General features: G+C 65.3%; 20 protein-coding genes. 11 read left to right on the top strand and 9 right to left on the bottom strand.

The genetic code is table 11. The annotated features are described in order from the left end of the window. Positions 1-134 precede the first annotated feature (134 nt). The 5 genes from AC07PV_RS11010 (at position 135) to AC07PV_RS10990 (ending at position 4,986) form a co-directional block, all read left to right on the top strand. Positions 135-893 (top strand): response regulator, encoded by a 759-nt coding sequence (locus AC07PV_RS11010; RefSeq protein WP_494630232.1) that lies wholly within the window; start codon positions 135-137, stop codon positions 891-893. After that, positions 890-2,212 carry an ATP-binding protein gene (locus AC07PV_RS11005; RefSeq protein ID WP_494630231.1) on the top strand — a complete coding sequence of 441 codons (1,323 nt, stop codon included), beginning with the start codon at positions 890-892 and terminating at the stop codon, positions 2,210-2,212. Before AC07PV_RS11010 ends, AC07PV_RS11005 begins: the two co-directional genes overlap by 4 nt. A 108-nt stretch (positions 2,213-2,320) precedes the next feature. Further along, a complete protein-coding gene (locus AC07PV_RS11000; RefSeq protein ID WP_492806725.1) occupies positions 2,321-3,169 on the top strand; it encodes a DUF72 domain-containing protein in 849 nt (282 codons plus the stop codon). 127 nt (positions 3,170-3,296) lie between these two features. Continuing rightward, entirely contained in the window at positions 3,297-3,425 is a 129-nt protein-coding gene (locus AC07PV_RS10995) for a hypothetical protein (RefSeq protein WP_255590954.1), read from the top strand. Positions 3,426-3,558: 133 nt separating this feature from the next. Next, the gene (locus AC07PV_RS10990) at positions 3,559-4,986 is read left to right on the top strand and encodes a homoserine dehydrogenase (RefSeq protein WP_492806726.1); all 1,428 of its coding nucleotides are present in this window, start codon (positions 3,559-3,561) and stop codon (positions 4,984-4,986) included. A 225-nt stretch (positions 4,987-5,211) separates the two neighbouring features. On the opposite strand, the gene AC07PV_RS10985 is transcribed toward AC07PV_RS10990, so the two are convergent. Together AC07PV_RS10985 and AC07PV_RS10980 are read right to left on the bottom strand one after the other, a co-directional pair. Then, entirely contained in the window at positions 5,212-5,850 is a 639-nt protein-coding gene (locus AC07PV_RS10985; RefSeq protein WP_218339339.1) for an FMN-binding negative transcriptional regulator, read from the bottom strand. Then, positions 5,847-6,332, bottom strand: a complete 486-nt coding sequence (locus tag AC07PV_RS10980) for an OsmC family protein (protein WP_218339338.1) — start codon at positions 6,330-6,332, stop codon at positions 5,847-5,849. Before AC07PV_RS10980 ends, AC07PV_RS10985 begins: the two co-directional genes overlap by 4 nt. A 100-nt stretch (positions 6,333-6,432) precedes the next feature. On the opposite strand from AC07PV_RS10980, the gene pdxR reads away from it, so the two are divergent. Then, positions 6,433-7,929, top strand: coding sequence for a MocR-like pyridoxine biosynthesis transcription factor PdxR (pdxR, locus tag AC07PV_RS10975; RefSeq protein ID WP_494601170.1), 1,497 nt, complete (start codon positions 6,433-6,435; stop codon positions 7,927-7,929). Positions 7,930-7,962: 33 nt separating this feature from the next. On the opposite strand, the gene AC07PV_RS10970 is transcribed toward pdxR, so the two are convergent. Then, complete coding sequence (locus tag AC07PV_RS10970; protein ID WP_494601431.1) at positions 7,963-8,991, bottom strand: MBL fold metallo-hydrolase; 1,029 nt, start codon at positions 8,989-8,991, stop codon at positions 7,963-7,965. Between the two features lie 129 nt (positions 8,992-9,120). Here AC07PV_RS10970 and AC07PV_RS10965 point away from each other — a divergent pair, with 129 nt between their 5' ends. The 5 genes from AC07PV_RS10965 to AC07PV_RS10945 all read left to right on the top strand — a co-directional run bounded on the left by AC07PV_RS10965 (position 9,121) and on the right by AC07PV_RS10945 (position 14,595). Beyond that, entirely contained in the window at positions 9,121-9,759 is a 639-nt protein-coding gene (locus tag AC07PV_RS10965) for a TetR/AcrR family transcriptional regulator (protein ID WP_218296357.1), read from the top strand. 69 nt (positions 9,760-9,828) lie between these two features. After that, positions 9,829-10,821 carry a glycerophosphodiester phosphodiesterase family protein gene (locus AC07PV_RS10960; RefSeq protein ID WP_218339335.1) on the top strand — a complete coding sequence of 331 codons (993 nt, stop codon included), beginning with the start codon at positions 9,829-9,831 and terminating at the stop codon, positions 10,819-10,821. A gap of 91 nt (positions 10,822-10,912) precedes the next feature. Beyond that, positions 10,913-11,464 carry a gamma carbonic anhydrase family protein gene (locus AC07PV_RS10955; RefSeq protein WP_218296359.1) on the top strand — a complete coding sequence of 184 codons (552 nt, stop codon included), beginning with the start codon at positions 10,913-10,915 and terminating at the stop codon, positions 11,462-11,464. Between the two features lie 76 nt (positions 11,465-11,540). Then, positions 11,541-12,596 (top strand): sensor domain-containing diguanylate cyclase, encoded by a 1,056-nt coding sequence (locus AC07PV_RS10950; protein WP_369640929.1) that lies wholly within the window; start codon positions 11,541-11,543, stop codon positions 12,594-12,596. Between the two features lie 88 nt (positions 12,597-12,684). Further along, the gene (locus tag AC07PV_RS10945; RefSeq protein ID WP_494601173.1) at positions 12,685-14,595 is read left to right on the top strand and encodes a B12-binding domain-containing radical SAM protein; all 1,911 of its coding nucleotides are present in this window, start codon (positions 12,685-12,687) and stop codon (positions 14,593-14,595) included. Positions 14,596-14,838: 243 nt separating this feature from the next. Here the strand turns inward: AC07PV_RS10945 and AC07PV_RS10940 are convergent, their stop codons facing one another. The 6 genes from AC07PV_RS10940 to AC07PV_RS10915 form a co-directional block, all read right to left on the bottom strand. Then, positions 14,839-15,435 (bottom strand): hypothetical protein, encoded by a 597-nt coding sequence (locus AC07PV_RS10940; RefSeq protein WP_494630230.1) that lies wholly within the window; start codon positions 15,433-15,435, stop codon positions 14,839-14,841. A gap of 157 nt (positions 15,436-15,592) precedes the next feature. Continuing rightward, a complete protein-coding gene (locus tag AC07PV_RS10935) occupies positions 15,593-15,874 on the bottom strand; it encodes a hypothetical protein (RefSeq protein ID WP_218296363.1) in 282 nt (93 codons plus the stop codon). Between the two features lies 1 nt (position 15,875). Continuing rightward, a complete protein-coding gene (locus AC07PV_RS10930) occupies positions 15,876-16,706 on the bottom strand; it encodes a hypothetical protein (RefSeq protein ID WP_494630229.1) in 831 nt (276 codons plus the stop codon). A gap of 670 nt (positions 16,707-17,376) precedes the next feature. Further along, positions 17,377-18,261, bottom strand: coding sequence for a hypothetical protein (locus tag AC07PV_RS10925; protein ID WP_494630227.1), 885 nt, complete (start codon positions 18,259-18,261; stop codon positions 17,377-17,379). Between the two features lie 135 nt (positions 18,262-18,396). Continuing rightward, positions 18,397-18,780, bottom strand: coding sequence for a hypothetical protein (locus AC07PV_RS10920; RefSeq protein ID WP_494601179.1), 384 nt, complete (start codon positions 18,778-18,780; stop codon positions 18,397-18,399). Next, positions 18,780-19,802, bottom strand: coding sequence for a hypothetical protein (locus tag AC07PV_RS10915; RefSeq protein WP_494630226.1), 1,023 nt, complete (start codon positions 19,800-19,802; stop codon positions 18,780-18,782). The genes AC07PV_RS10920 and AC07PV_RS10915 overlap by 1 nt, the downstream gene beginning before the upstream one ends. Positions 19,803-19,809 lie beyond the last annotated feature (7 nt).

Raw genomic sequence — 19,809 nt, 5'->3', positions numbered from 1 at the left:
GACGTATCGGTGATATTTCCTGGCAAGGCCTTTTGGTATGCGTGCGTGTCCGCAGCGCCGCCCGACAAGTTCAGATACATACGGCCCGCCGCGCCGCCGCCACACCCAGTGCAAACCCCGGAGAATCACGGCCCATGAGCACGCCCACCGAAGACCACGTCCTGATCGTCGATGACGACGCCGGCATCCGCGAGCTGGCGGCCGAATACCTGCAACGCCAGGGCCTGCAGGTGAGCGTGGCGGCCGATGGGCGGCAGATGCGCGAGGTGCTGGCCACGCAGCGCATCGACCTCTTGGTGCTCGACCTGATGCTGCCCGGCACCGACGGCATTGCGCTGTGCCGCGAGCTGCGCAGCCCCGGCGCGCCGCCGCTGCCCATCATCATGCTCACCGCGCGCAGCGACGAGGCCGACCGCATCCTGGGCCTGGAGCTGGGTGCGGACGACTACCTGACCAAGCCCTTCGCCGCGCGCGAGCTGCTGGCGCGCATCCACGCGGTGCTGCGGCGCACGCGCATGCTGCCGCCCAACCTGGCGGTGGCCGAGCCCGCGCGCCATCTCGCATTCGGCGACTGGCGGCTGGACACCACGGCGCGCCACCTGCTCGATGCCACGGGCGCGGTGGTGGCGCTCTCGGGCGCCGAATACCGTCTGCTGCGCGTGCTGCTGGACCACCCGCAGCGCATCCTCACGCGCGACCAGCTGCTGCAGCTCACGCAGGGGCGCGACGCCGACGTGTTCGACCGCTCCATCGACCTCTTGGTCAGCCGCGTGCGCCAGCGGCTCGGGGATGGTGCCCGGGGCTCGCGCTACATCAAGACAGTGCGCAACGAGGGCTATGTGTTCTGCGCCGACGTGTTGCCCACGGCAACCTCCAACGAGGCCGCCGCATGACGCTGCGCGGGTGGCCCCGCTCGCTGTTCGGGCGCATCCTGCTGGTGCTGGCGCTGGGCCTGGCGCTGGCGCATGCGCTGACCTTCGTGCTCGCGCTCACCGAGCGCGGCATGACCATGCGCCGCGCCATGGTGTCGTACCTGGCGAGCGACGTGGCCAGCTCCGTGGCCATGCTGGAGCGCCTGCCCGCCGCAGAGCGCGCGCAGTGGGTGGACCGGCTGGCGCGCCGCAATTACCGGTTTGTGCTGACCGCGCCGCTGGATGCGCCCGAGGACCCGTCCGACCTGGCCCGCCTGATCGCGGGCGCCGTGGGCGCCACGCTGCCCCCCGGCCAGACGGTGCGGGTGATCGACCCCCGCGTGCCCGGCACCGAGCTGCGCCTGCAGCTCCAGTTGAGCGACGGCACGCCGCTGGCCGTGGACATGGACGAGCCCCGGCTGCAGGTCTCGCCCTGGGTGCTGGGCGCGCTGGCGCTGCAGCTGGCGCTGCTGGCGGGCCTGTGTGCCTGGGCCGTGCGCGCGGCCACACGGCCCCTGCGCGCACTGGCCGACGCGGCCGACGCGCTGGGTGCCGACCGCCCCGCCGTGCCCCTGGCCGAGGACGGCCCGCGCGAGGTGCAGCGCGCCGCCCAGGCCTTCAACCGCATGCAGCAGCGCATCCAGGCGCACCTGGAGGAGCGTATGCGCATCCTGGCCGCCGTCTCGCACGACCTGCAGACGCCCATCACCCGGCTGCGCCTGCGCGCCGACCTGCTGGACGACACCACGCTGCAGGGCAAGCTGCACGCGGACCTGGCCGAGATGCAGTCGCTGGTGGAAGAAGGCATTGCCTACGCGCGCTCGTCCCAGGCCGCCCGGGAGCCCCTGCAGCGCGTGGACCTGCGCGCGCTGCTGCAGAGCATTGCGTTCGACTACGCCGATGCCGGCCTGCCCGTGTCGCTGCTGCACACGGCAGAGGGCATCTGCGACACGCGCCCGCAGGCCCTGCGCCGGCTGGTGTGCAACCTGGTGGACAACGCGATCAAGTTCGCCGGCGCGGCCGAGCTGAGCCTGGAGGCCGGGCACCAAGGCCCATGGCTGGTGCGGGTGCTGGACCGGGGGCCGGGCATCCCCGCCGCCGAACTGGCCGCCGTGCTGCAGCCCTACGTGCGGCTGGAAGACTCGCGCAACCGCGGCACCGGCGGCACGGGGTTGGGCCTGGCCATTGCGAACGAACTGGCCCAGGCGCTGGGCGGCCGGCTGGTGCTGGGGCCGCGCGAGGATGGTGCGGGGCTGGAGGCGCGCGTGGAAGTGCCGGGGTCGCGGGAAACCTCCGCATAAGTCAGGCGCACCGTATGCCCCTGCGGCGTCGGGCGGTCCGGGGCGTTGCCGCAGCCTCGGTCGCGCTGCTAAAGTGGCCACCCCGTGGACTGTCAGACAGGGAACGCCGTGGAAACCACCGCAAACAGCAGTAGCACCCGCAGCCAGCACATCCGCATCGGCATCGGCGGCTGGACCTTCGAGCCCTGGTGCGACAACTTCTACCCCGCGGGCCTCGCGCACAGCAAGGAGCTGCAGTACGCCAGCCGCCAGCTCAGCGCCATCGAGGTCAACGGCACCTACTACAGCACCTTCAAGCCGCCCACGTTTGCCAAGTGGCACGGCGAGACGCCCGAGGGCTTCATGTTCTCGCTCAAGGCCAACCGCTTCGCGACGAACCGCCGCGTGCTGGCGCAGGCGGGCGACTCGGTCATGCGGTTTGTGGAAAGCGGCATCTCGGAACTGAAGGACAAGCTCGGCCCCATCGTCTGGCAGTTCATGCCCACCAAGGTGTTCGAGCCGGGGGACTTCGAGGCCTTCCTCGCGCTGCTGCCCCAACAGGTCGATGGCCGCCGCCTGCGCCATGTGCTCGACGTGCGGCACGAGAGCTTTGCCACCCCGGCCTTCATCGCGCTGGCCCGCCGGTACGGCTGCGTGCCGGTGCACACCGATTCCGAGAAATTCCCGGCCATCGCCGATGCCGAGGCGGACTTCGCCTACCTGCGGCTGATGCGCAGCCAGGCCGACGTGCCCACCGGCTACACGCCCGAGGCGATTGCGCAATGGGCCGAGGGCGTGCGCGCCTGGACCCGCGGCGAACGGCCGCGCGATGTGTTCGTGTATTTCATCAACGGCGCGAAGGAGCGGGCCCCGGCCGGCGCGATGGAGCTGATGGCGCAGCTGGGACTGCGGGCGCAGGCCGCAGGTGCTGGCGAGATGGCGATGAGAAAGAAATCGGCGCCTGGCGCTTATCCATGAAGCGCCAAAAGCTATTGATTCAATAGCAAAATCACCCTGTCGCGGGCTGCCCGGACGCCTGCCCGCGGCACCAGGCGCGGCATGGGCTTGACGGCGGCCCAAGGGCCTCGGGTACACTGCATCCTTCATGTCGTACACCGCCATCCCCTTCACCGCACGCGCCACGGCCTTCCAGGGCATGTGCATGATGCTGTCCGCATTCACGCGGGCGATGGGTGCACGAATGATTACCACCATTACCACCGCGGCCACCTGAGCACGCGCAGGTGGCCGTTTCGGCAGCCACCTGGTGATCGCTCTCTCTTCTCCCCCAAGACGAATTGACTGAAACCCAGCTCTGGCAGCTGGGTTTTTTTGTTTGTTTGTTTTGCAGTCGTTTGGAGAAGCCCATGTTCCGCGATCCCGTCCAGTCCCTAGAAGCCCCGTCGTTCGAGCCTTCCGCCGCGGCCATGCGCCCCCTGCGCGTGGGCATGATCGGCATTGGCACCGTGGGCGCGGGCACCTTCCGCGTGCTGGCGCGCAACCAGGCGCTCATCGCGGGCCGCGCGGGGCGGGGCATCAAGATGGTGGTGGTCTGCGCCCGCAGCCTGGCCCGCGCCATGAGCGTGGTGGGCAAGGACGTGGCCCTGACCAACGACCCCATGCAGGTCGCCACGCACCCCGATGTGGACGTGCTGGTGGAGGCCGCCGGCGGCACCGGCCCGGCGCGTGAATGGGTGCTGGCCGCCATCCGCGCGGGCAAGCATGTGGTCACGGCCAACAAGGCGCTGCTGGCCGAGCATGGCAACGAGATCTTCGCCGCCGCGCGCCAGCACGGCGTGGCCGTGGCGTACGAAGGCGCGGTGGCCGTGAGCATCCCCATCGTGAAAGCGCTGCGCGAGGGCCTCACGGCCAACCGTATCGAATGGGTGGCCGGCATCATCAACGGCACCACCAACTTCATCCTGAGCAAGATGCGCGACGAGGGCGTGGGCTTTGCCGAGGCGCTCGCCCAGGCGCAGGCGCTGGGCTACGCCGAAGCGGACCCGACCTTCGACATCGAGGGCATCGACGCCGCGCACAAGATCACGCTGCTGGCCGCCAATGCGTTCGGCATGCCGCTGCGGTTCGCCGACGCGCAGGTGGAGGGCATCACCGCGCTGCAGGGCCTGGACGTGGCCTGCGCGGAGCAGCTGGGCTTTCGCATCAAGCTGCTGGGGGTGGCGCGGCGCCGCGAGCACGGCAATGGAGTCAACGGCGATGGTGCCGACGGCGTGGAGCTGCGCGTGCAGCCCGCGCTGGTGCCCGCCACGCACCTGCTGGCGCATGTCAATGGCTCGATGAACGGCATCATGGTCAAGGGCGATGCGTCGGGCGTGACGATGTACTACGGCGCGGGCGCGGGCTCCGAGCAGACCGCGTCGGCCGTGATCGCCGACCTGGTGGACGTGGCGCGGCTTCATGGCACCCACGCGGCGCAGCGGGTGCCGCACCTGGGCTTTCATGCCAGCGCCATCAGCAACGACCAGGCCGTGCTGCCGCGCGCCGCCGTGCGCACGCGCCACTACCTGCGGGTGCCCGTGCACACGGCCCAGCAGATCGAGGCCGTGGGCGCCTGGCTGGCGGCGCAGCACGTGCCGGTGCTGCGCGTGGAGCTGGCGGCCGAAAAAACACTGCAGGCCGACAAGGCGGCATCCAGCGCCGGCCATCCCCAGGTGCTGGTGCTCACCGACGTGGCGGCCCAGTCCACGGTGGACCTGGCCATGCACGCGCTGGCCGCGCACCCCGCCGTGGCCGGGCCGGTGGTGTCGCTGCGCGTGGAGATGCTGGAGGGCTGATGCTGAAGGGTTGCCATGGGCGGTGTCTGGCCGCACGCCACGTCGTGCCACCACCACTCGGCACTCACCAGCACCGTTCACGCTGAGCCTGTCGAAACGCGGCGCATGGCTGCGACAGGCGCAGCCCGACCGGTACGGGTTGATGCTGCGGTTTTAAAGGTCCAAACAGGCTCTGTCGTCCTACTATCAAGCGCTTCAAGCTATGAATATCGCAGCAATCACTGGCTAGATGCCCGGCCCTCGTTCCACCAGCGCCGCCATGGCCAGCGCTTGCGGCGTGCCTTGCGCCGTCAGCCCCTCGACGACGCCGGCGCGGTCCGTGTCCGTGCGGTTCTGGCTCACCTTCCAGACGCCTTCCCAGCGTTCCACCGCCAGCTCCACGCCCACGATGGCGCCCAGCAGCTTGTGCAGGTAGTCGGCGGGCGCATCGTCCACGTGCCAGGGGTGCGGGCGGTGCGCCTCGTGGGCCTCGGTCAGCGTGTGCAGGATCGCGCGCAGGCGCTCGGGGTCGCCGTCCACCGCGCTGAGCGTGCCGTGGGCGTGCACCGTGGCGTAGTTCCAGGTGGGCACCTGTTTGCCATCGACGGCCTTGGACGGGTACCACGACGGCGACACGTAGGCCTGCGGGCCATGGAACACGGCCACCGCCTGCTGCGGCAGCAGCGGCCACACGCCGTTGCCGCGGCCCACGTGGCCCACCAGCGTGCCGTGTGGGCCGCGCGTGGGGTCCAGGTACAGCGGCACGTGGTTGACGTGCAGGGCGCCCTCGTGCGAGACGACCAGGGTGGCCAGGGGCTGGTCCCGCACCAGGCCGTGCAGAACGGCTCGGTCGGTCACCTGGAACTGGCGGTTGGCAATGGTCATGTCAGTGGTCCTTCCACGTCCAGCACGGGCGCGCAGTCGATCTGCGTCTTGACCGAGTTGGCCAAAAAGCACGCCGCGTGCGCCTGGTGGTGCAGGTCGGCCAGCACCGCGCTGCTGGGCGCGTGCGCCGCGTCGAAGCGCGTCACGGGCCGCAGCTGCACGTGCGCAACCACCAGGCGGCCTTCGGCATCCTTGGCCATGGTGCCCACGGCGGCATCGGTGTAGCTGTCCACGCGCCATCCGGCGCGGCAGGCGAAGTCCAGGAACCACAGCATGTGGCAGCTCGACAGCGCGGCCACGTAGGCTTCTTCGGGGTCCACGGCCGAAGCGTCGGAGTAGGGCAGCGGCACCACATGCGGCGACGACGACCCGGCCACCACGGCGCCGCCATCGAATTGCCAGGTGTGCGCGCGGTGGTAGCGCTTGTCCAGAAAGTCGTCGCTGCCACGGGACCAGGCGATGGTGGCGGTGTGCTCGGCCATAGGATCTTTCTTGGGGGACCGGGCCTCGCAGGCGACCCGGATGGTTTCTAAAATGGTTCTTCAGTTTATGGCTGCATTGCCACAACGAAGGGGCCAATTCATGCCGGTTGCCAGAGCCAATTCGAAGACCGTCGCCGCCGCCACGGGTGCTCCGGGCCCGCGCCAGGGCCTGCTGCGCCAGCAGGTCTATGAGCAGTTGCGCGGCGCCATCGAGCACGGCCGCCTGCCCGCGGGCACGCGCCTGCCGCCGTCGCGCGAGCACGCGGCGGGCCTGGGCGTGTCGCGCAACACGGTGCTCTGGGCCGTGCAGCGCCTGCAGGCCGAAGGGTATGTGGAGGCGCGCGTGGGCGACGGCACCTACGTGTCGCAGGCCGCGGGCGTGGCGCCCGCACAGGGCCTGGTGGCGCCGCCGCGCGGGCTGTCGAAGCGCGGGCAGCTCATTGCCGAGACGGCCGCGCGCTGGCGGCCTCCGCATGTGGCGGCGCGGGCATTTCGCATCGGCGCGCCCGAGGTGGACACCTTTCCGTTCGCGCTGTGGGACCGCCTGGCGCGCCAGGCCAGCCCCGGCCAGCGCAGCGCCCGCGCGCAGTACCTGGACCCTGCGGGCGACCCCCAGCTGCGCCAGGCCATCGCGCTGTGGCTGTGGGCGTCGCGCGGCATCCGCTGCGATGCGGCGCAGGTGGTGGTGTGCTCGGGCTCGCAGCAGGGCATCGATCTGATCGCGCGGCTGCTGCTGGACGCGGGCGACGAGGTGCTGGTGGAAGACCCGGGCTACCCCGGCATCCGCGCCAGCCTGCTGGGCCACGGCGTGCTGGCGCGGCCGGTAGCGCTGGATGCGCAGGGCCTGCGCATCGCCGAAGGCGCCGCGCAGTGGCCCGGCGCGCGCATGGCCGTGGTCACGCCCACGCACCAGTTCCCCACCGGGGTGTGCATGCCACTGGCGCGGCGCCAGGCCCTGCTGCAGTGGGCGCGCACGCACGACGCCTGGGTGGTGGAGGACGACTACGACGGTGAATTCCAGTACGGCAAGCACGACGGCAAGGCCCAGCGCGTGCCCGCCCTGTGCAGCCTGCCGGGCTCGGAGCGCGTGCTGTACGTGGGCACGTTCTCCAAGACCCTGCACCCCGGCCTGCGCCTGGGCTTCGTGGTCGTGCCACCCGCGCTGGTGGAAGCCTTTGCCGTGGCCCGCGCCATCACCGACCGGCACGCGCCGGGCGACGCCCAGGCGGTGCTGGCGCGCTTCATCGCCGAAGGCCACCTGCTGCGCCACCTGCGGCAGATGCGCGAGCTGTACCAGGAGCGCCAGCAGGTGCTGATCGACGCGCTGGCCCAGGCCAGCGGCGGCGCGCTGCAGCTGGCGCCCAGCGACCGGGGCATGCACCTGCTGCTGGAATGCGCGCCCGGCAGCAACGACGAGGCCTTGAGCCGCAGCGCACTCGCCGCCGGGGTGATGCTGGCACCCTTGTCGCGCTATGCGATGGAATCGAACCGTAGAGGCTGGCTGTTTGGCTACGCGGGCTACGGCGAGCCCGAGATCGTGGCCGCCGCGCGGGTAGTGGCGCGGTTAGCTTCCAGAAGTCACCGCAAGGGGCTCTGACCGGCGAGCGACCGCCGCGCTGGCGGTATCCCCCTACCTTTTCCACCATTGCTGCGAGAGCGCGGGCTGCCGGATGTCCAGCCGCTCGCCCATCACCGGCGCCACCAGCGGCACGCCGGCTTTCCCGGCCAGGGCGGTGATGCGGTCGAACGGGTCCGTCCACGCGTGCAGCGCCAGGTCGAACGTGCCGTTGTGGATGGGCATCAGGTGGCGGCCCTTCACGTCCAGGTGGGCCTGCAGGCTTTCCTCGGGCTGCATGTGCACGTCGGGCCACTGGGCGTCGTAGGCGCCGGTTTCCACCATCGTCAGGTCGAACGGGCCGAAGCGCTCGCCGATGGCCTTGAAGCCGTCGAAGTAGCCCGTGTCGCCGCTGAAGAAGATGCGCGTGTCCCCCGCCACCAGCACCCACGACGCCCACAGCGTGCGGTTGCCGTCCGACAGGCTGCGGCCCGAGAAGTGCTGTGCGGGCGTGGCCACCAGCTTCACGCCGGCGATGGTGGTGCCCTGCCACCAGTCGAACTGCAGCACCTTGGCGGCGGGCACGCCCCAGGCGACAAGGCGGTCGCCCACGCCCAGCGGCGTGACGAAATGCGCCACCTTGGGGGCGAGCTGCCGGATGGCATCGAAGTCCAGGTGGTCGTAGTGGTCGTGCGAGAGCACCACGCCGGTGATGGGCGGCAGCTCGTCGATGGCGATGGGCGGCGCATGGAAGCGCTTGGGGCCCATGAAGGAAAACGGCGAGGCGCGTTCGGAGAACACCGGATCGGTCAGCCAGAACTGGCCCTGCAGCTTGAGCAGCATGGTCGAGTGGCCCAGGCGCCACAGGCTCAGGTCGGGGGCGCCCAGCAGGTCGGCCTGCGTGAGCGGCAGCACCTGGGGCGGCTGGGCCGGCACCGCGTCGGCGGGCTTGTCCGTCATGAAGCGCCACATGATGCCCAGGGTCTTGGCAAAACCCGGGGCCTGGCGCGGCGCCGCGTTGCGGAACTTGCCATCGACGTGCTGGGGCGACTGCTCATGGGAGCTTGCCGGCAAGGAGGTGCAGGAAAGGATGCTGTAGGCCATGGCGGTGACAACGGTGAGGATGAGAAGGATTCGGGGCGTGCGGCGGAGCATGGATGCTTTTCCGAAAAGTGCACTGCACAGTGTAGTTCACTTTTCAAAAAAGTAAACTACCCGGTGTAAAATAGGGGAATGACCGAGCCCGCCACCGTGATCGCCCCCACCCGCCTGACCGACCGCAAGCGCGAGGCCATCGTGCAGGCCGCCATCGGCGAATTCCGCGAACATGGCTTCAACGGCACCAGCATGGACCGCGTGGCCGCGGCGGCCGAGGTGTCCAAGCGCACGGTGTACAACCACTTTCCCAGCAAGGACGAGCTGTTCGGCGCCATCCTGGACCACCTGTGGGAGCGCAGCCATTCGTTGCCCGACGTGGCCTATGACGCGGGGCGACCGCTGCGCGCGCAGCTGCTCGCGGTGCTGGAGCAGAAGATGGAGCTGCTGAACGACGCGAGCTTCATCGACCTCTCGCGCGTGGCGATGGCCGAGATGATGCACACGCCCGAGCGCGCCCAGGCCATGGTGGCGCGCCTGTCCGAAAAGGAAGAAGGCCTGCCGCGCTGGATCCGCGCGGCCCAGCAGGACGGCGCCCTGCGCGCGGGGGTGGACCCGCAGTACGCGGCCCACCAGCTGCACGGCATGGTCAAGTCCTTTGCCTTCTGGCCCCAGCTGGCCATGGGTCAGCCGCCGCTGGCGCCTGCCGTGCAGCAGCAGGTGCTGGCCGATGCGGTGGAGATGTTCCTCGGGTTCTACGCGGTCGGCGCGCCGTAGGCCGGGGAACCCCGGCCCGGGCAAAATGCTCGCCGCACGACCGCCAGCCCCTCCCCGGGCACGCCTCCCATGCGCAAACGCCACTCCCTCCTCATCGGCCTGGGCATCGCCACCGCGGCGGTCTGGGTTTTCAACGCCTCCTGGCGCGCAGCGCCGCCCGAAGGCGCCAAAGCGCGCCTGATCGCGCACCGGGGCGTGCACCAGACCTACCACCGCGAGGGGCTGGAGCGGGACACCTGCACCGCCCGGCGCATCGAGCCGCCCACGCACGACTACATCGAGAACACGGTGCGCTCCATGCAGGCGGCATTCGCCCATGGCGCGGACATCGTGGAGCTGGACGTGCACCCCACCACCGACGGCCGCCTGGCCGTGCTGCACGACTGGACGCTGGACTGCCGCACCGAAGGCCGGGGCACCACGCGCAGCCACGCGATGTCCTACCTGCGCACGCTGGATGTGGGCTACGGCTACACCGCCGACGGGGGCCGGACCTACCCCCTGCGCGGCAAGGGCGTGGGGCTGATGCCCGAGCTCTCCGAGGTCTTCACGGCCATGCCCGGCCAGCGCTTTCTCGTCAATTTCAAGAGCCGGGAGGCGCGCGAGGGCGACATGCTCGCCGCGCTGGTGGCCGGACAGCCCGCCTGGCGGCAGGCCATCTGGGGCGCGTACGGGGGCGACGAGCCCACCCTGCGCGCCGTCGGGGCGCTCGCGGCCCAGGGCGGGGCACCCGTCAGGACCTGGTCGCGCCAGGGGCTGGCGCAGTGCCTGGGCCGCTACATCGCCCTGGGCTGGGCCGGCATCGTGCCCGAGGCCTGCCGCCAGACCACCGTGATGGTGCCTCTGAACGTCGCGCCCTGGCTCTGGGGCTGGCCGAACCTGCTGCAGCAGCGGCTTCAGCAGGCGGGCAGCGAGATCATCCTGCTGGGCCCCTACGGCGCGGGCGACGCCGGCACCTCGGGCATCGACACGCCCGCGCAGCTGGCCCAGGTGCCCCGGGGCTTCGCGGGCTATGTCTGGACCAACAAGATCGAGGTCATCGGGCCCGTCTTCCGGCGCTGAGCCCCGCTTGGCGCTACGCTTGGCGGCTGCGTGCGCCCCGGCGCATTCCGGCTTCTTTCTCTTCACCACCACCCTCATTCCTTCCCACCCCATGCCCCTTGCCCCCTACCTCGATACCGCCCCGTGCCTGGGCAGCGGCGTCTTCATCCACGACTCCGCCCAGGTGATCGGCGACGTGACCCTGGGCCGCGACGCCTCGGTGTGGTGCAACGCCGTGCTGCGCGGCGACGTGAACCGCATCGTGGTGGGGGAGTGCAGCAACGTGCAGGACCTGGCCATGGGCCATGTCTCGCACCGCAACGCCAGCAAGCCCGAGGGCTCGCCGCTCCTCATCGGCAGCCATGTGACCATCGGCCACTCGGTGATCCTGCACGGCTGCCGCATCGGCGACGAATGCCTGATCGGCATGGGCTCGATCGTGATGGACGACGCCGTGGTGGGCGACCGCGTGATGCTGGGCGCGGGCAGCTTGGTCTCGCCCGGCAAGGTGCTGGAAAGCGGCTACCTCTACATGGGCCGCCCGGCGGTGCGCCAGCGCGCGCTGACGGACGCGGAGATGGCGTACCTGCGCTACTCGGCCGAACACTACGTGCGGGTGAAGAACAACTACCAGGCCCCGCCGCTGACGGAGCCTGCAGCCTGATCCGGTCCGGAAGTCCGGCAGGCCCCAGGGCGCGCGGGCGGCGCGTATCGCATCACTATTCGAGCCATGTTTGTCTATGAGTGAACTTCTTGAGCAACTGTCCCAGTCGGTCTCCACGGCCCACTCCGTCGAAGAGCTGACGCGGCCGCTTCTGGAAATGCTGGAGGCGGTGACGGGGCTGGAGTCCACCTACCTCACCGCCATCGACGAGGCACAGGGCGTGCAGCACGTGCTGTACGCGCGCAACTCCAGCGCCATGCAGATCCCCGAGGGCCTGGTCGTGCCCTGGAACGACACGCTGTGCAAGCGCGCGCTGGAAGAGGGCCGCACCTTCACCGACGACGTTCCCGCCTGCTGGGGCGATTCGCAGGCCGCGCGCGGCCTGGGCATCCGCACCTACGCGAGCCAGCCCGTGCGCGTCGGCAACGGCGCGCTGTACGGCACGCTGTGCGCGGCCAGCACCCACGCCCGCCCGCGCACGCCCGAGGCCGAACGCATCCTCACGCTGTTCGCCTATCTCATCGGCCAGCAGGTGGAGCGCGAGCAGCTCATCCACAAACTGCTGGCCGCCAACGAACAGCTGGCCGCCGTGGCCGCCACCGACCAGCTCACAGGGCTGCCCAACCGCCGCGCGCTCATGGAGGCGCTGGAACGGATGCTGGCGCAGGGCCGGCGCCGGCAGATGGGCGTGCAGATCGCGTTCATCGACCTCGACGGCTTCAAGGCCATCAACGACACCCACGGCCACGAGGTGGGCGACCAGTTCCTCGTGGCCGTCGCGCAGCGCCTGCGGGGCGTGCTGCGCGCCGAGGACCTGGCCGCGCGCCTGGGCGGCGACGAGTTCGTGGTGATCAGCCTGAGCGCACACGCCGGCGACGCCCTGCACACCGCGCAGGATGCGCTGAGCCTGCGCATCGCCCAGGCCACGCAGGGCCGCTTCGACCTGCCGGGCGCATCGCTGGACTACGCCGGCGCCAGCGTGGGCGCGGTCACCATGGCGCCGGACCAGACCTGCAGGGCCGAGGACGCCCTGCGCGTGGCCGACCAGATGATGTACCAGGTCAAGCGCGCGCGCCGGCAGGCCCAGGACGCGCTGGCACAGGCGCGCGGCGGGCTGCCCACCCGCCGCTGAGCCGGCCCGCGCCGCCGCCGCAGTAGCCACACCGCCAGGGACACCATCGCGGTGCCGGGATAATCGGCGGTCACCACCCCCACGCTCCATGGCCTCTTCCCCGTGCCGCGTGCTCGCCGTCATCCCCCCGATGACGCAGCTGAACACGCCCTATCCGTCCACCGCCTACCTCACGGGCTTCCTGCGCTCGCGCGGCGTCCTCGCGTTCCAGGAGGACCTGGCGCTGGCGCTCGTGCTGCGGCTGCTCTCGCCCGAGGGCCTGAGGGCCGTGGCCGCCAAGGTGGATGCACTGCCCGCCAAGAAACAAAGCCCCGCCGTGCAGTCCTTTGCCGCGCAGCAGGACCGCTACCTGGCCACCATCGGCCCGGCCATTGCCTTCCTGCAGGGGCGCGACAGCACGCTGGCCCACCGCATCGCGGGCCGCAACTACCTGCCCGAGGGCCCACGCTTCGCCACGCTGGATGTGTATGTGGACGACGAAGGCGGCGACCCGCTGGGCTGGGCGTTCGGCGCCCTGGGCCTGCACGACAAGGCCAAGCACCTGGCCACGCTGTACCTGAACGACCTGGCCGATGTGCTGCGCGACGCGGTGGACGAGCGCTTCGAATTCGTGCGCTATGCCGAATCGCTGGCGGGCAGCCAGCCCACGTTCGACCCGCTGGCCACGGCCCTGGCCGCACCGCCCACGCTGGTGGACGACCTGCTGGCGCAGCTCACGCACGAGGCCATCGAACGCCACCAGCCCACGGTGGTGCTGCTGTCGGTGCCTTTCCCGGGCTCCGTGTACGCGGCGTTCCGCATCGCGCAGACCATCAAGGCGCGCCATCCGCAGGTGGTGACGGTGCTGGGCGGCGGCTTCGTGAACACCGAACTGCGCGAGCTGGCCGACCCGCGCGTGTTCGACCATGTCGACTACGTGACGCTGGACGCCGGCGAGCGCCCGCTGCTGGCGCTGCTCGAACATGTGCGCGGCGAACGCGGCCGCCAGCGGCTGGTGCGCACCTTCGTGCGCAACGACGAGGGCACCGTCCAGTACATCAACATGATGGAAGCAGACGTGGCCTTCGCCGAGGTGGGCACGCCCACCTGGGACGGCCTGCCGCTGGACCGCTACCTGTCGCTGCTGGACATGCTCAACCCCATGCACCGGCTGTGGAGCGACGGGCGCTGGAACAAGCTCACGGTGGCGCACGGCTGCTACTGGAAGAAGTGCAGCTTCTGCGACGTGAGCCTGGACTACATCAGCCGCTACGAGGGCGCGAGCGCCGAGGTGCTGGCCGACCGCATCGAGGCCATCGTGCGCGAGACGGGGCAGACGGGCTTTCACTTCGTGGACGAAGCCGCGCCCCCCAAGGCGCTGAAAGCACTGGCCACCGAGCTGATCGCGCGCAACGCGGGCATCAGCTGGTGGGGCAATGTGCGGTTCGAGAAAACCTTCACGCCCGACCTGGCCGGGCTGATGGCCGACAGCGGCTGCATCGCCATCTCGGGCGGGCTCGAAGTCGCGTCCGACCGGCTGCTCACCCTCATGAAAAAAGGCGTGTCGGTGGACCAGGTGGCGCGCGTGACGCGGGCCTTCACCGACGCGGGCATCCTGGTGCATGCGTACCTGATGTACGGCTTTCCCACGCAGACCGTGCAGGACACGGTGGACGCGCTCGAATACGTGCGCCAGCTGTTCGCCAACGGCTGCATCCAGAGCGGCTTCTTCCACCGCTTTGCCTGCACCGTGCACTCGCCCGTGGGCAAGAACCCCGAGGAGTACGGCGTGACCCTCGCGCCGCTGCCGCCGGGCGACTTCGCCAAGAACGACGTGGCCTTCATCGACCCCACGGGCGTGGACCACGATGCGCTGGGCGGCGCGCTCAAGAAGGCCATCTACAACTACATGCACGGCATCGGCCTGGAAGAGGACGTGCGCACGTGGTTCCCGTTCAAGGTGCCCAAGACCACGGTGCGGCGCGACCGCATCGAGCGGGCGCTGCGCGAGCGGGGATGAGGATGTATATCTCCTTTGATAGCTGCTAGCGCCCGGTACATCGGCGTTTCAAGCCATTTTTGCGGGTGATGTGTCAGGGGGACCCTGCTTCCCTCGGAGTTCTGGCGCAGTTTCCAAAGTCAGCAGCCTGCACACCGCAGACAGCCCGCCTTCCTCGACAGACCCTACACAAGCAGAACCTGTGGTCACGGCGGGCATTTCACAAGCCGCCGCCTCAGCGACCAAGCCGGAACCGGCGCAGACTCAACGCTGGCGGCGCCCCGTTTGCGCAACGGCGGTGCACCGGCATTGGCTCTTGTCCACCCAGAACTGTTCGGGCACCGCGTGCTCCATGGCGCTGCTGTACTGCCCCCGCATCTTGTTGTACGCAATCCAGCGGTTTTGGGCTGCAGTTTTTCCGTTGCTAGTGAGTTCGGGTTTGTTGTTGATCGCAGCACTGGGGTCGTCGTTCTTGACCCACCGGGTGTGCCGCAGGTGCCCGATGTCCATGCTCAGCCCCTGGAAGGTAATGCCCGTGGTGACGATGCCGTACAGCTTGTTGGGGCGTACCTGGGCGTGGAACAGGCCGTAGCTGAGCGCTGGGCGGTCCACCATCTGCGCCTGGGCGCTGGCGATGGCGCCGTGGCTTTGCAGTGCTGCGAAGTAGCCCCACAGGGTGGCGGTGAGCAGGTCTCCAGTGAGGTGGTCACCTGTCAGGCCTTGCAGGATCGTTGCTCTTTGGCTTTCAGGGGCCGCCTGTGCTTGCTCCAGCTTTTGTTTTGTGGCCTCCATGCGCGTTTTGAGCGTTTGCAGTTGGGTCTGGCTGATGCCCTGGATGCTCAGGCTCAGGACTATAGGCATCACTCAGCTGTGCATAGCTTTTCTGATTCATCTCGGCCTCAATTATCGAAGGTGTCGCACTTCGGATTTGAGGCCGCCTGGATACGGGAGTGTGTTGCACGTCTGATTTAAGGCCACCGACACGGTAATGAAAGGCATCCCATACCACGTTCAGGGCTCAGGCCCACCTTCCCGCAACCTTCAACACCCAACAAAATAGGCAAAGCCTTTTTGAAACTGTATTTTTTAGAAAACCCTCAATAATTGACATTTTTTTTGCAACTATCGCCAACGCATAGAAATATAAAAAACCAACCAACAACCCCACTATTCCAACAAGAAAAAAGTAATGAGACACCGAATCTTCAAAAATAAAAAAAACAGCACCACACAAAAACACAAACGACGAAAATAAAATATCTGAAATAATTACAATTCCAGAAAAGATTTCAATCTTCATATTATGTGATAGTTTCATTTTTTGCCTCACGAAGCAAATCTATAGCAACAACCAAATAGCCTACAGCTTGTTGCAAGACTGTCGACAGTATCGCAAGGCCGGCCGCCGCCCACGCAGCACCTTTTTCTGTGGCGCATTTTATCCCGCCTAATATATTCGAGAACACAACCAACGCTGATATAGCCTTTATGACCCCATCCTTCTCATCCTGAGACAAGTTCTCTTGACTCAGTATCTTATCCAAAGTCTTTATATAACTCAGGACACCATAGATCATTGCAGCAACTAGTACAGCGAGAGAAGCAAATGTGGCGATGGAGTAGACGCTCACAGCCATAACAAACCAAAGGGGTGGGAATGCAAACGAAAGCAACGCTATCGCGATAAAAAGCATCGCCCCATTTCCCCTCCCTTCAATCATGTAAGCCCCAGCCCCCGTCTCCGGGTCAGTGATGATGTATCCGTATCCCGTGAATCCGTGGGCATTGATCTGGCTTTCGTGGAATGTCACTTCCTTGCCTGCCTGGATGGCATTGCGGATTTCTGCGCCTACATCACCTCCAATTGTCAAATTGGGTAACGCTGTCGCTGCATTGCTCTGGTTGATGGTGTAGATCTTTTGCCCTTGGCTTTGCGCGATGGCAATGGCCTTGACGGCTGAGACCGCTTGCGCGCAGTCCGCCAGCGTCGGGTTCTGAGTTTGCCCCTGGTCGTCCGTGTACCAACATTGGTGCTGCAGGCCACCCCTCGTCACCAATCGTTGTTTCCAGCCTTGCGGCAAGGGGAATACCGCAGTGAGGCGATATTCTGGCTGCACATACACGTATCTCATGAAGTCCTCTGTGCAAGCTACCTGATATTCAGGAGTTGGATTTCAGATTTGGGGCTGCTCAACAAAACTCAGGATCGCGCCCCCACAGCTCTCAACACCCAACAGAAAAAACAATATTTCTGCGACGCCTTGTCGCCAAGCAGATCATCCATCATCAACCTACTTTTAACGAACATGCCAAAACCATAGAAACAAAAAAATACCCACCAAAAATCCCACAAACCTCGCGAATAATGAATATTGAAGAACACCCTCAAAGAAAAAAGTAAAAGCCCCGCACAAAAATATGAATGACACAAAAACCAAGTCAATAATAATCTCACGACAAATAAAAATCTCCACATCACGTGATATATTTATTTTTTCGCCTCGCCAAGCACGCTTATGGTAGCCGTCAAAAAAATATAGCGCATTGCAACAGCACAATTTTCCACGATGATGCAAAAAATTAACATCACAGACGGAAAAATCGAAGAGATAAATACAACAGAATTGCCATCAATAAGAAAACAGTTCGCCCCCGCCCTCTTTCTCGAACTGAAATAGGGCCACTAACACTCAGTACGGCAGACACAAAGGCCAGTGCAGCACCCAAATTACTCCCTCTTTCAAAAGCAGCGATTGATAAAATAATAAATAATGGGATAGGCCAGTGATTTAACATAATAGACTAATTTTTGACTGGGCAACGTATGAAAGCATCCTTGAGTGACATAACAAATAAAGTGTAGTAAAACATAGCAACCATACCCACTAGAAAACCAAGACCCAATATTGCATAACCAAGCAAAAGACCAAAAATCGTCACAAAAGAGTAAAAAGCAATGGCTCTCACAAAAGCATCGCCAGCCCCTCTACACTCTTCAGAACCGTCATATATATCGAGCGCACCCAAGACATTAAGAATAATTCCAAGAAAATTACCCAGCAAAGAAAATAACTTATCGGCAGCAGCACCAATTAAGTTTACAAAATATGAAAACAGGAGGCTCACAGAGCTAGGAGCTTTATCATCCATATATCCACCACTCCCCCTTCCCTCAATCATGTAGGCCCCAGCTCCCGTCTCCGAGTCGGTGATGATGTAGCCATACCCCGAGAATCCATGCACATTGAGTTGCCGCTCGTGCACCGTCACTTCTTTCCCGGCCATCACCGCTGATTGAATCTCCTGCCCCACCGTACCGCCCACCGGCAGTTTGGGCAAGGCCGTGGCTGCGTTGCTCTGGTTGATGGTGTAGATGCGCTGGCCTTCCGCCTGGGCGATAGCAATGGCTTTGACGGCTGAGACTGCTTGCGCGCAGTCTGCCTTGGTGGGGTTCTGGGTTTGCCCCTGGTCGTCCGTGTACCGGCATTGCGTTTTGTCCACCCAGAATTGCTCAGGCACGGCGTGTTCCATGGCGCTGCTGTACTGCCCCCGCATCTTGTTGTACGCAATCCACCGGTTTTGCGCTGCGGTTTTACCGTTTTGGATCAGCTCAGGTTTGTTGTTGATCGGGGCACTAGGGTCATCGTTTTTCACCCAGCGAGTGTGTCGCAGGTGTCCGATGTCCATGTTCAGCCCCTAGAAGGTGATGCCCGTGGTCACGAGGCGGTGTTTGAAAAATATCTTTAAGGCGGCCTACATAACCGTTGCGAGCCGGAGGTAGTGCAAATCACCCGAGCCCGCTCCATCACAGACCGCATGGAGTTATGCAGGCCATCCTTTGCAGCCCCACAACACCAATTTTCGAGAAAATAGAAAAAAATTCACAAGAAAATAAAAGGCAATGAAAAATCCAAGCGTCCACGGCAAATAAATCACATCAGAAAAATGTGCTCCATCATTAATCCTAAAGGAGGTCAACGCAATTCCTGCAGATATCCACAATCCGAAGATCAGACCCAATCCATTGATGGCCCACATTTTTCTCACCCGCCCCTTCCCCAAGGCCCTCCCGACGATTTCAATCAAATCAACACATGGCACAAAGAACACAAAAGCCGTAATTAAATAATATGCAAAATCATAGATATTGAAATACCAAACATAGGCACAAGTCAAAATCCATATAACCATCGATAAAACTATCATCAGCAGACACCAGGAATTTTTTTAATGGCACTCGCCACGTCAGCATAAAGGGCCGAAATGAGAGATCCGGCTATTGCCAATGCAATCGCAGCGCCCACTGCACCTCCAAGCAGACCGATCCCAAAAACAATAGCTGTTAGCGCCCCAAACAATGCTTGCAAGCCAAGGACTCCACATTCTGCATTCGCGATCGCGATCATGTCATGATAAATAGAAATAGCAGAAATAACAAAAGACATCAGCAATAGAATTGCACCAAACCATCCACCAACCCCTGCCACTATCCCCAAAGCCAAGGCCGCAATTGCGGACCACCCAGGATTATCTTTCACCCAATTCACCAAATCCATCCACCCCCCATTACCCCGGCCCTCAATCATGTAGGCCCCAGCTCCCGTCTCCGGGTCCGTGATGACATACCCATACCCCGAGAACCCATGCGCATTGATTTGCCGCTCATGGAATGTCACTTCCTTGCCAGCCTGGATGGCCGAAGCAATCTTCTGCCCCACCGTACCGCCCACCGGCAGTTTGGGCAATGCCGTGGCTGCGTTGCGCTGGTTGATGGTGTAGATCCGCTGGCCTTCTGCCTGGGCGATAGCAATGGCGTTGACGGCTGAGACTGCTTGCGCGCAGTCTGCTTTGGTGGGGTTCTGGGTTTGCCCCTGGTCGTCCGTGTACCGGCATTGCGTTTTGTCCACCCAGAATTGCTCAGGCACGGCATGTTCCATGGCGCTGCTGTACTGGCCCCGCACCTTTTTGTACGCAATCCAGCGGTTTTCGTATTTGAACTGCGCTTTGATGCTGTAGGGCAAGGTGCCTGCCAGGTAGGGCAGCGGGTCGATGGTGGCTTGCCGGGTGCCCAGGACGTCGCCTACGGTGCTTTGGCCTGCGTTTTGGCTGTCGCCTCCGCAGGGCTGAAATGGGATGAGCAGCGGGGATTGGCATCTGCGGGCGCTTGTGTCGAAGCCAACGCCCTTGGAGCGCGCAGACGACGACCAATAAGCAACCGCAGGATTCATTCCAAAT

The organism is Acidovorax sp. GW821-FHT09A11 (assembly GCF_059418365.1).
Note: the sequence above shows the minus strand (reverse complement) of the source record. Positions and strands in the feature narration are given on the sequence as shown.

Coding starts and splice junctions, on each gene's coding strand:
- AC07PV_RS11010 (WP_494630232.1), top strand. CDS start 135: ATGAGCACGCCCACCGAAGACCACGTCCTGATCGTCGATGACGACGCC.
- AC07PV_RS11005 (WP_494630231.1), top strand. CDS start 890: ATGACGCTGCGCGGGTGGCCCCGCTCGCTGTTCGGGCGCATCCTGCTG.
- AC07PV_RS10995 (WP_255590954.1), top strand. CDS start 3,297: ATGTCGTACACCGCCATCCCCTTCACCGCACGCGCCACGGCCTTCCAG.
- AC07PV_RS10990 (WP_492806726.1), top strand. CDS start 3,559: ATGTTCCGCGATCCCGTCCAGTCCCTAGAAGCCCCGTCGTTCGAGCCT.
- AC07PV_RS10985 (WP_218339339.1), bottom strand. CDS start 5,850: ATGACCATTGCCAACCGCCAGTTCCAGGTGACCGACCGAGCCGTTCTG.
- AC07PV_RS10980 (WP_218339338.1), bottom strand. CDS start 6,332: ATGGCCGAGCACACCGCCACCATCGCCTGGTCCCGTGGCAGCGACGAC.
- pdxR (WP_494601170.1), top strand. CDS start 6,433: ATGCCGGTTGCCAGAGCCAATTCGAAGACCGTCGCCGCCGCCACGGGT.
- AC07PV_RS10970 (WP_494601431.1), bottom strand. CDS start 8,991: ATGGCCTACAGCATCCTTTCCTGCACCTCCTTGCCGGCAAGCTCCCAT.
- AC07PV_RS10965 (WP_218296357.1), top strand. CDS start 9,121: ATGACCGAGCCCGCCACCGTGATCGCCCCCACCCGCCTGACCGACCGC.
- AC07PV_RS10960 (WP_218339335.1), top strand. CDS start 9,829: ATGCGCAAACGCCACTCCCTCCTCATCGGCCTGGGCATCGCCACCGCG.
- AC07PV_RS10955 (WP_218296359.1), top strand. CDS start 10,913: ATGCCCCTTGCCCCCTACCTCGATACCGCCCCGTGCCTGGGCAGCGGC.
- AC07PV_RS10950 (WP_369640929.1), top strand. CDS start 11,541: ATGAGTGAACTTCTTGAGCAACTGTCCCAGTCGGTCTCCACGGCCCAC.
- AC07PV_RS10945 (WP_494601173.1), top strand. CDS start 12,685: ATGGCCTCTTCCCCGTGCCGCGTGCTCGCCGTCATCCCCCCGATGACG.
- AC07PV_RS10940 (WP_494630230.1), bottom strand. CDS start 15,435: ATGCCTATAGTCCTGAGCCTGAGCATCCAGGGCATCAGCCAGACCCAA.
- AC07PV_RS10935 (WP_218296363.1), bottom strand. CDS start 15,874: ATGAAGATTGAAATCTTTTCTGGAATTGTAATTATTTCAGATATTTTA.
- AC07PV_RS10930 (WP_494630229.1), bottom strand. CDS start 16,706: ATGAGATACGTGTATGTGCAGCCAGAATATCGCCTCACTGCGGTATTC.
- AC07PV_RS10925 (WP_494630227.1), bottom strand. CDS start 18,261: ATGGACATCGGACACCTGCGACACACTCGCTGGGTGAAAAACGATGAC.
- AC07PV_RS10920 (WP_494601179.1), bottom strand. CDS start 18,780: ATGATAGTTTTATCGATGGTTATATGGATTTTGACTTGTGCCTATGTT.
- AC07PV_RS10915 (WP_494630226.1), bottom strand. CDS start 19,802: ATGAATCCTGCGGTTGCTTATTGGTCGTCGTCTGCGCGCTCCAAGGGC.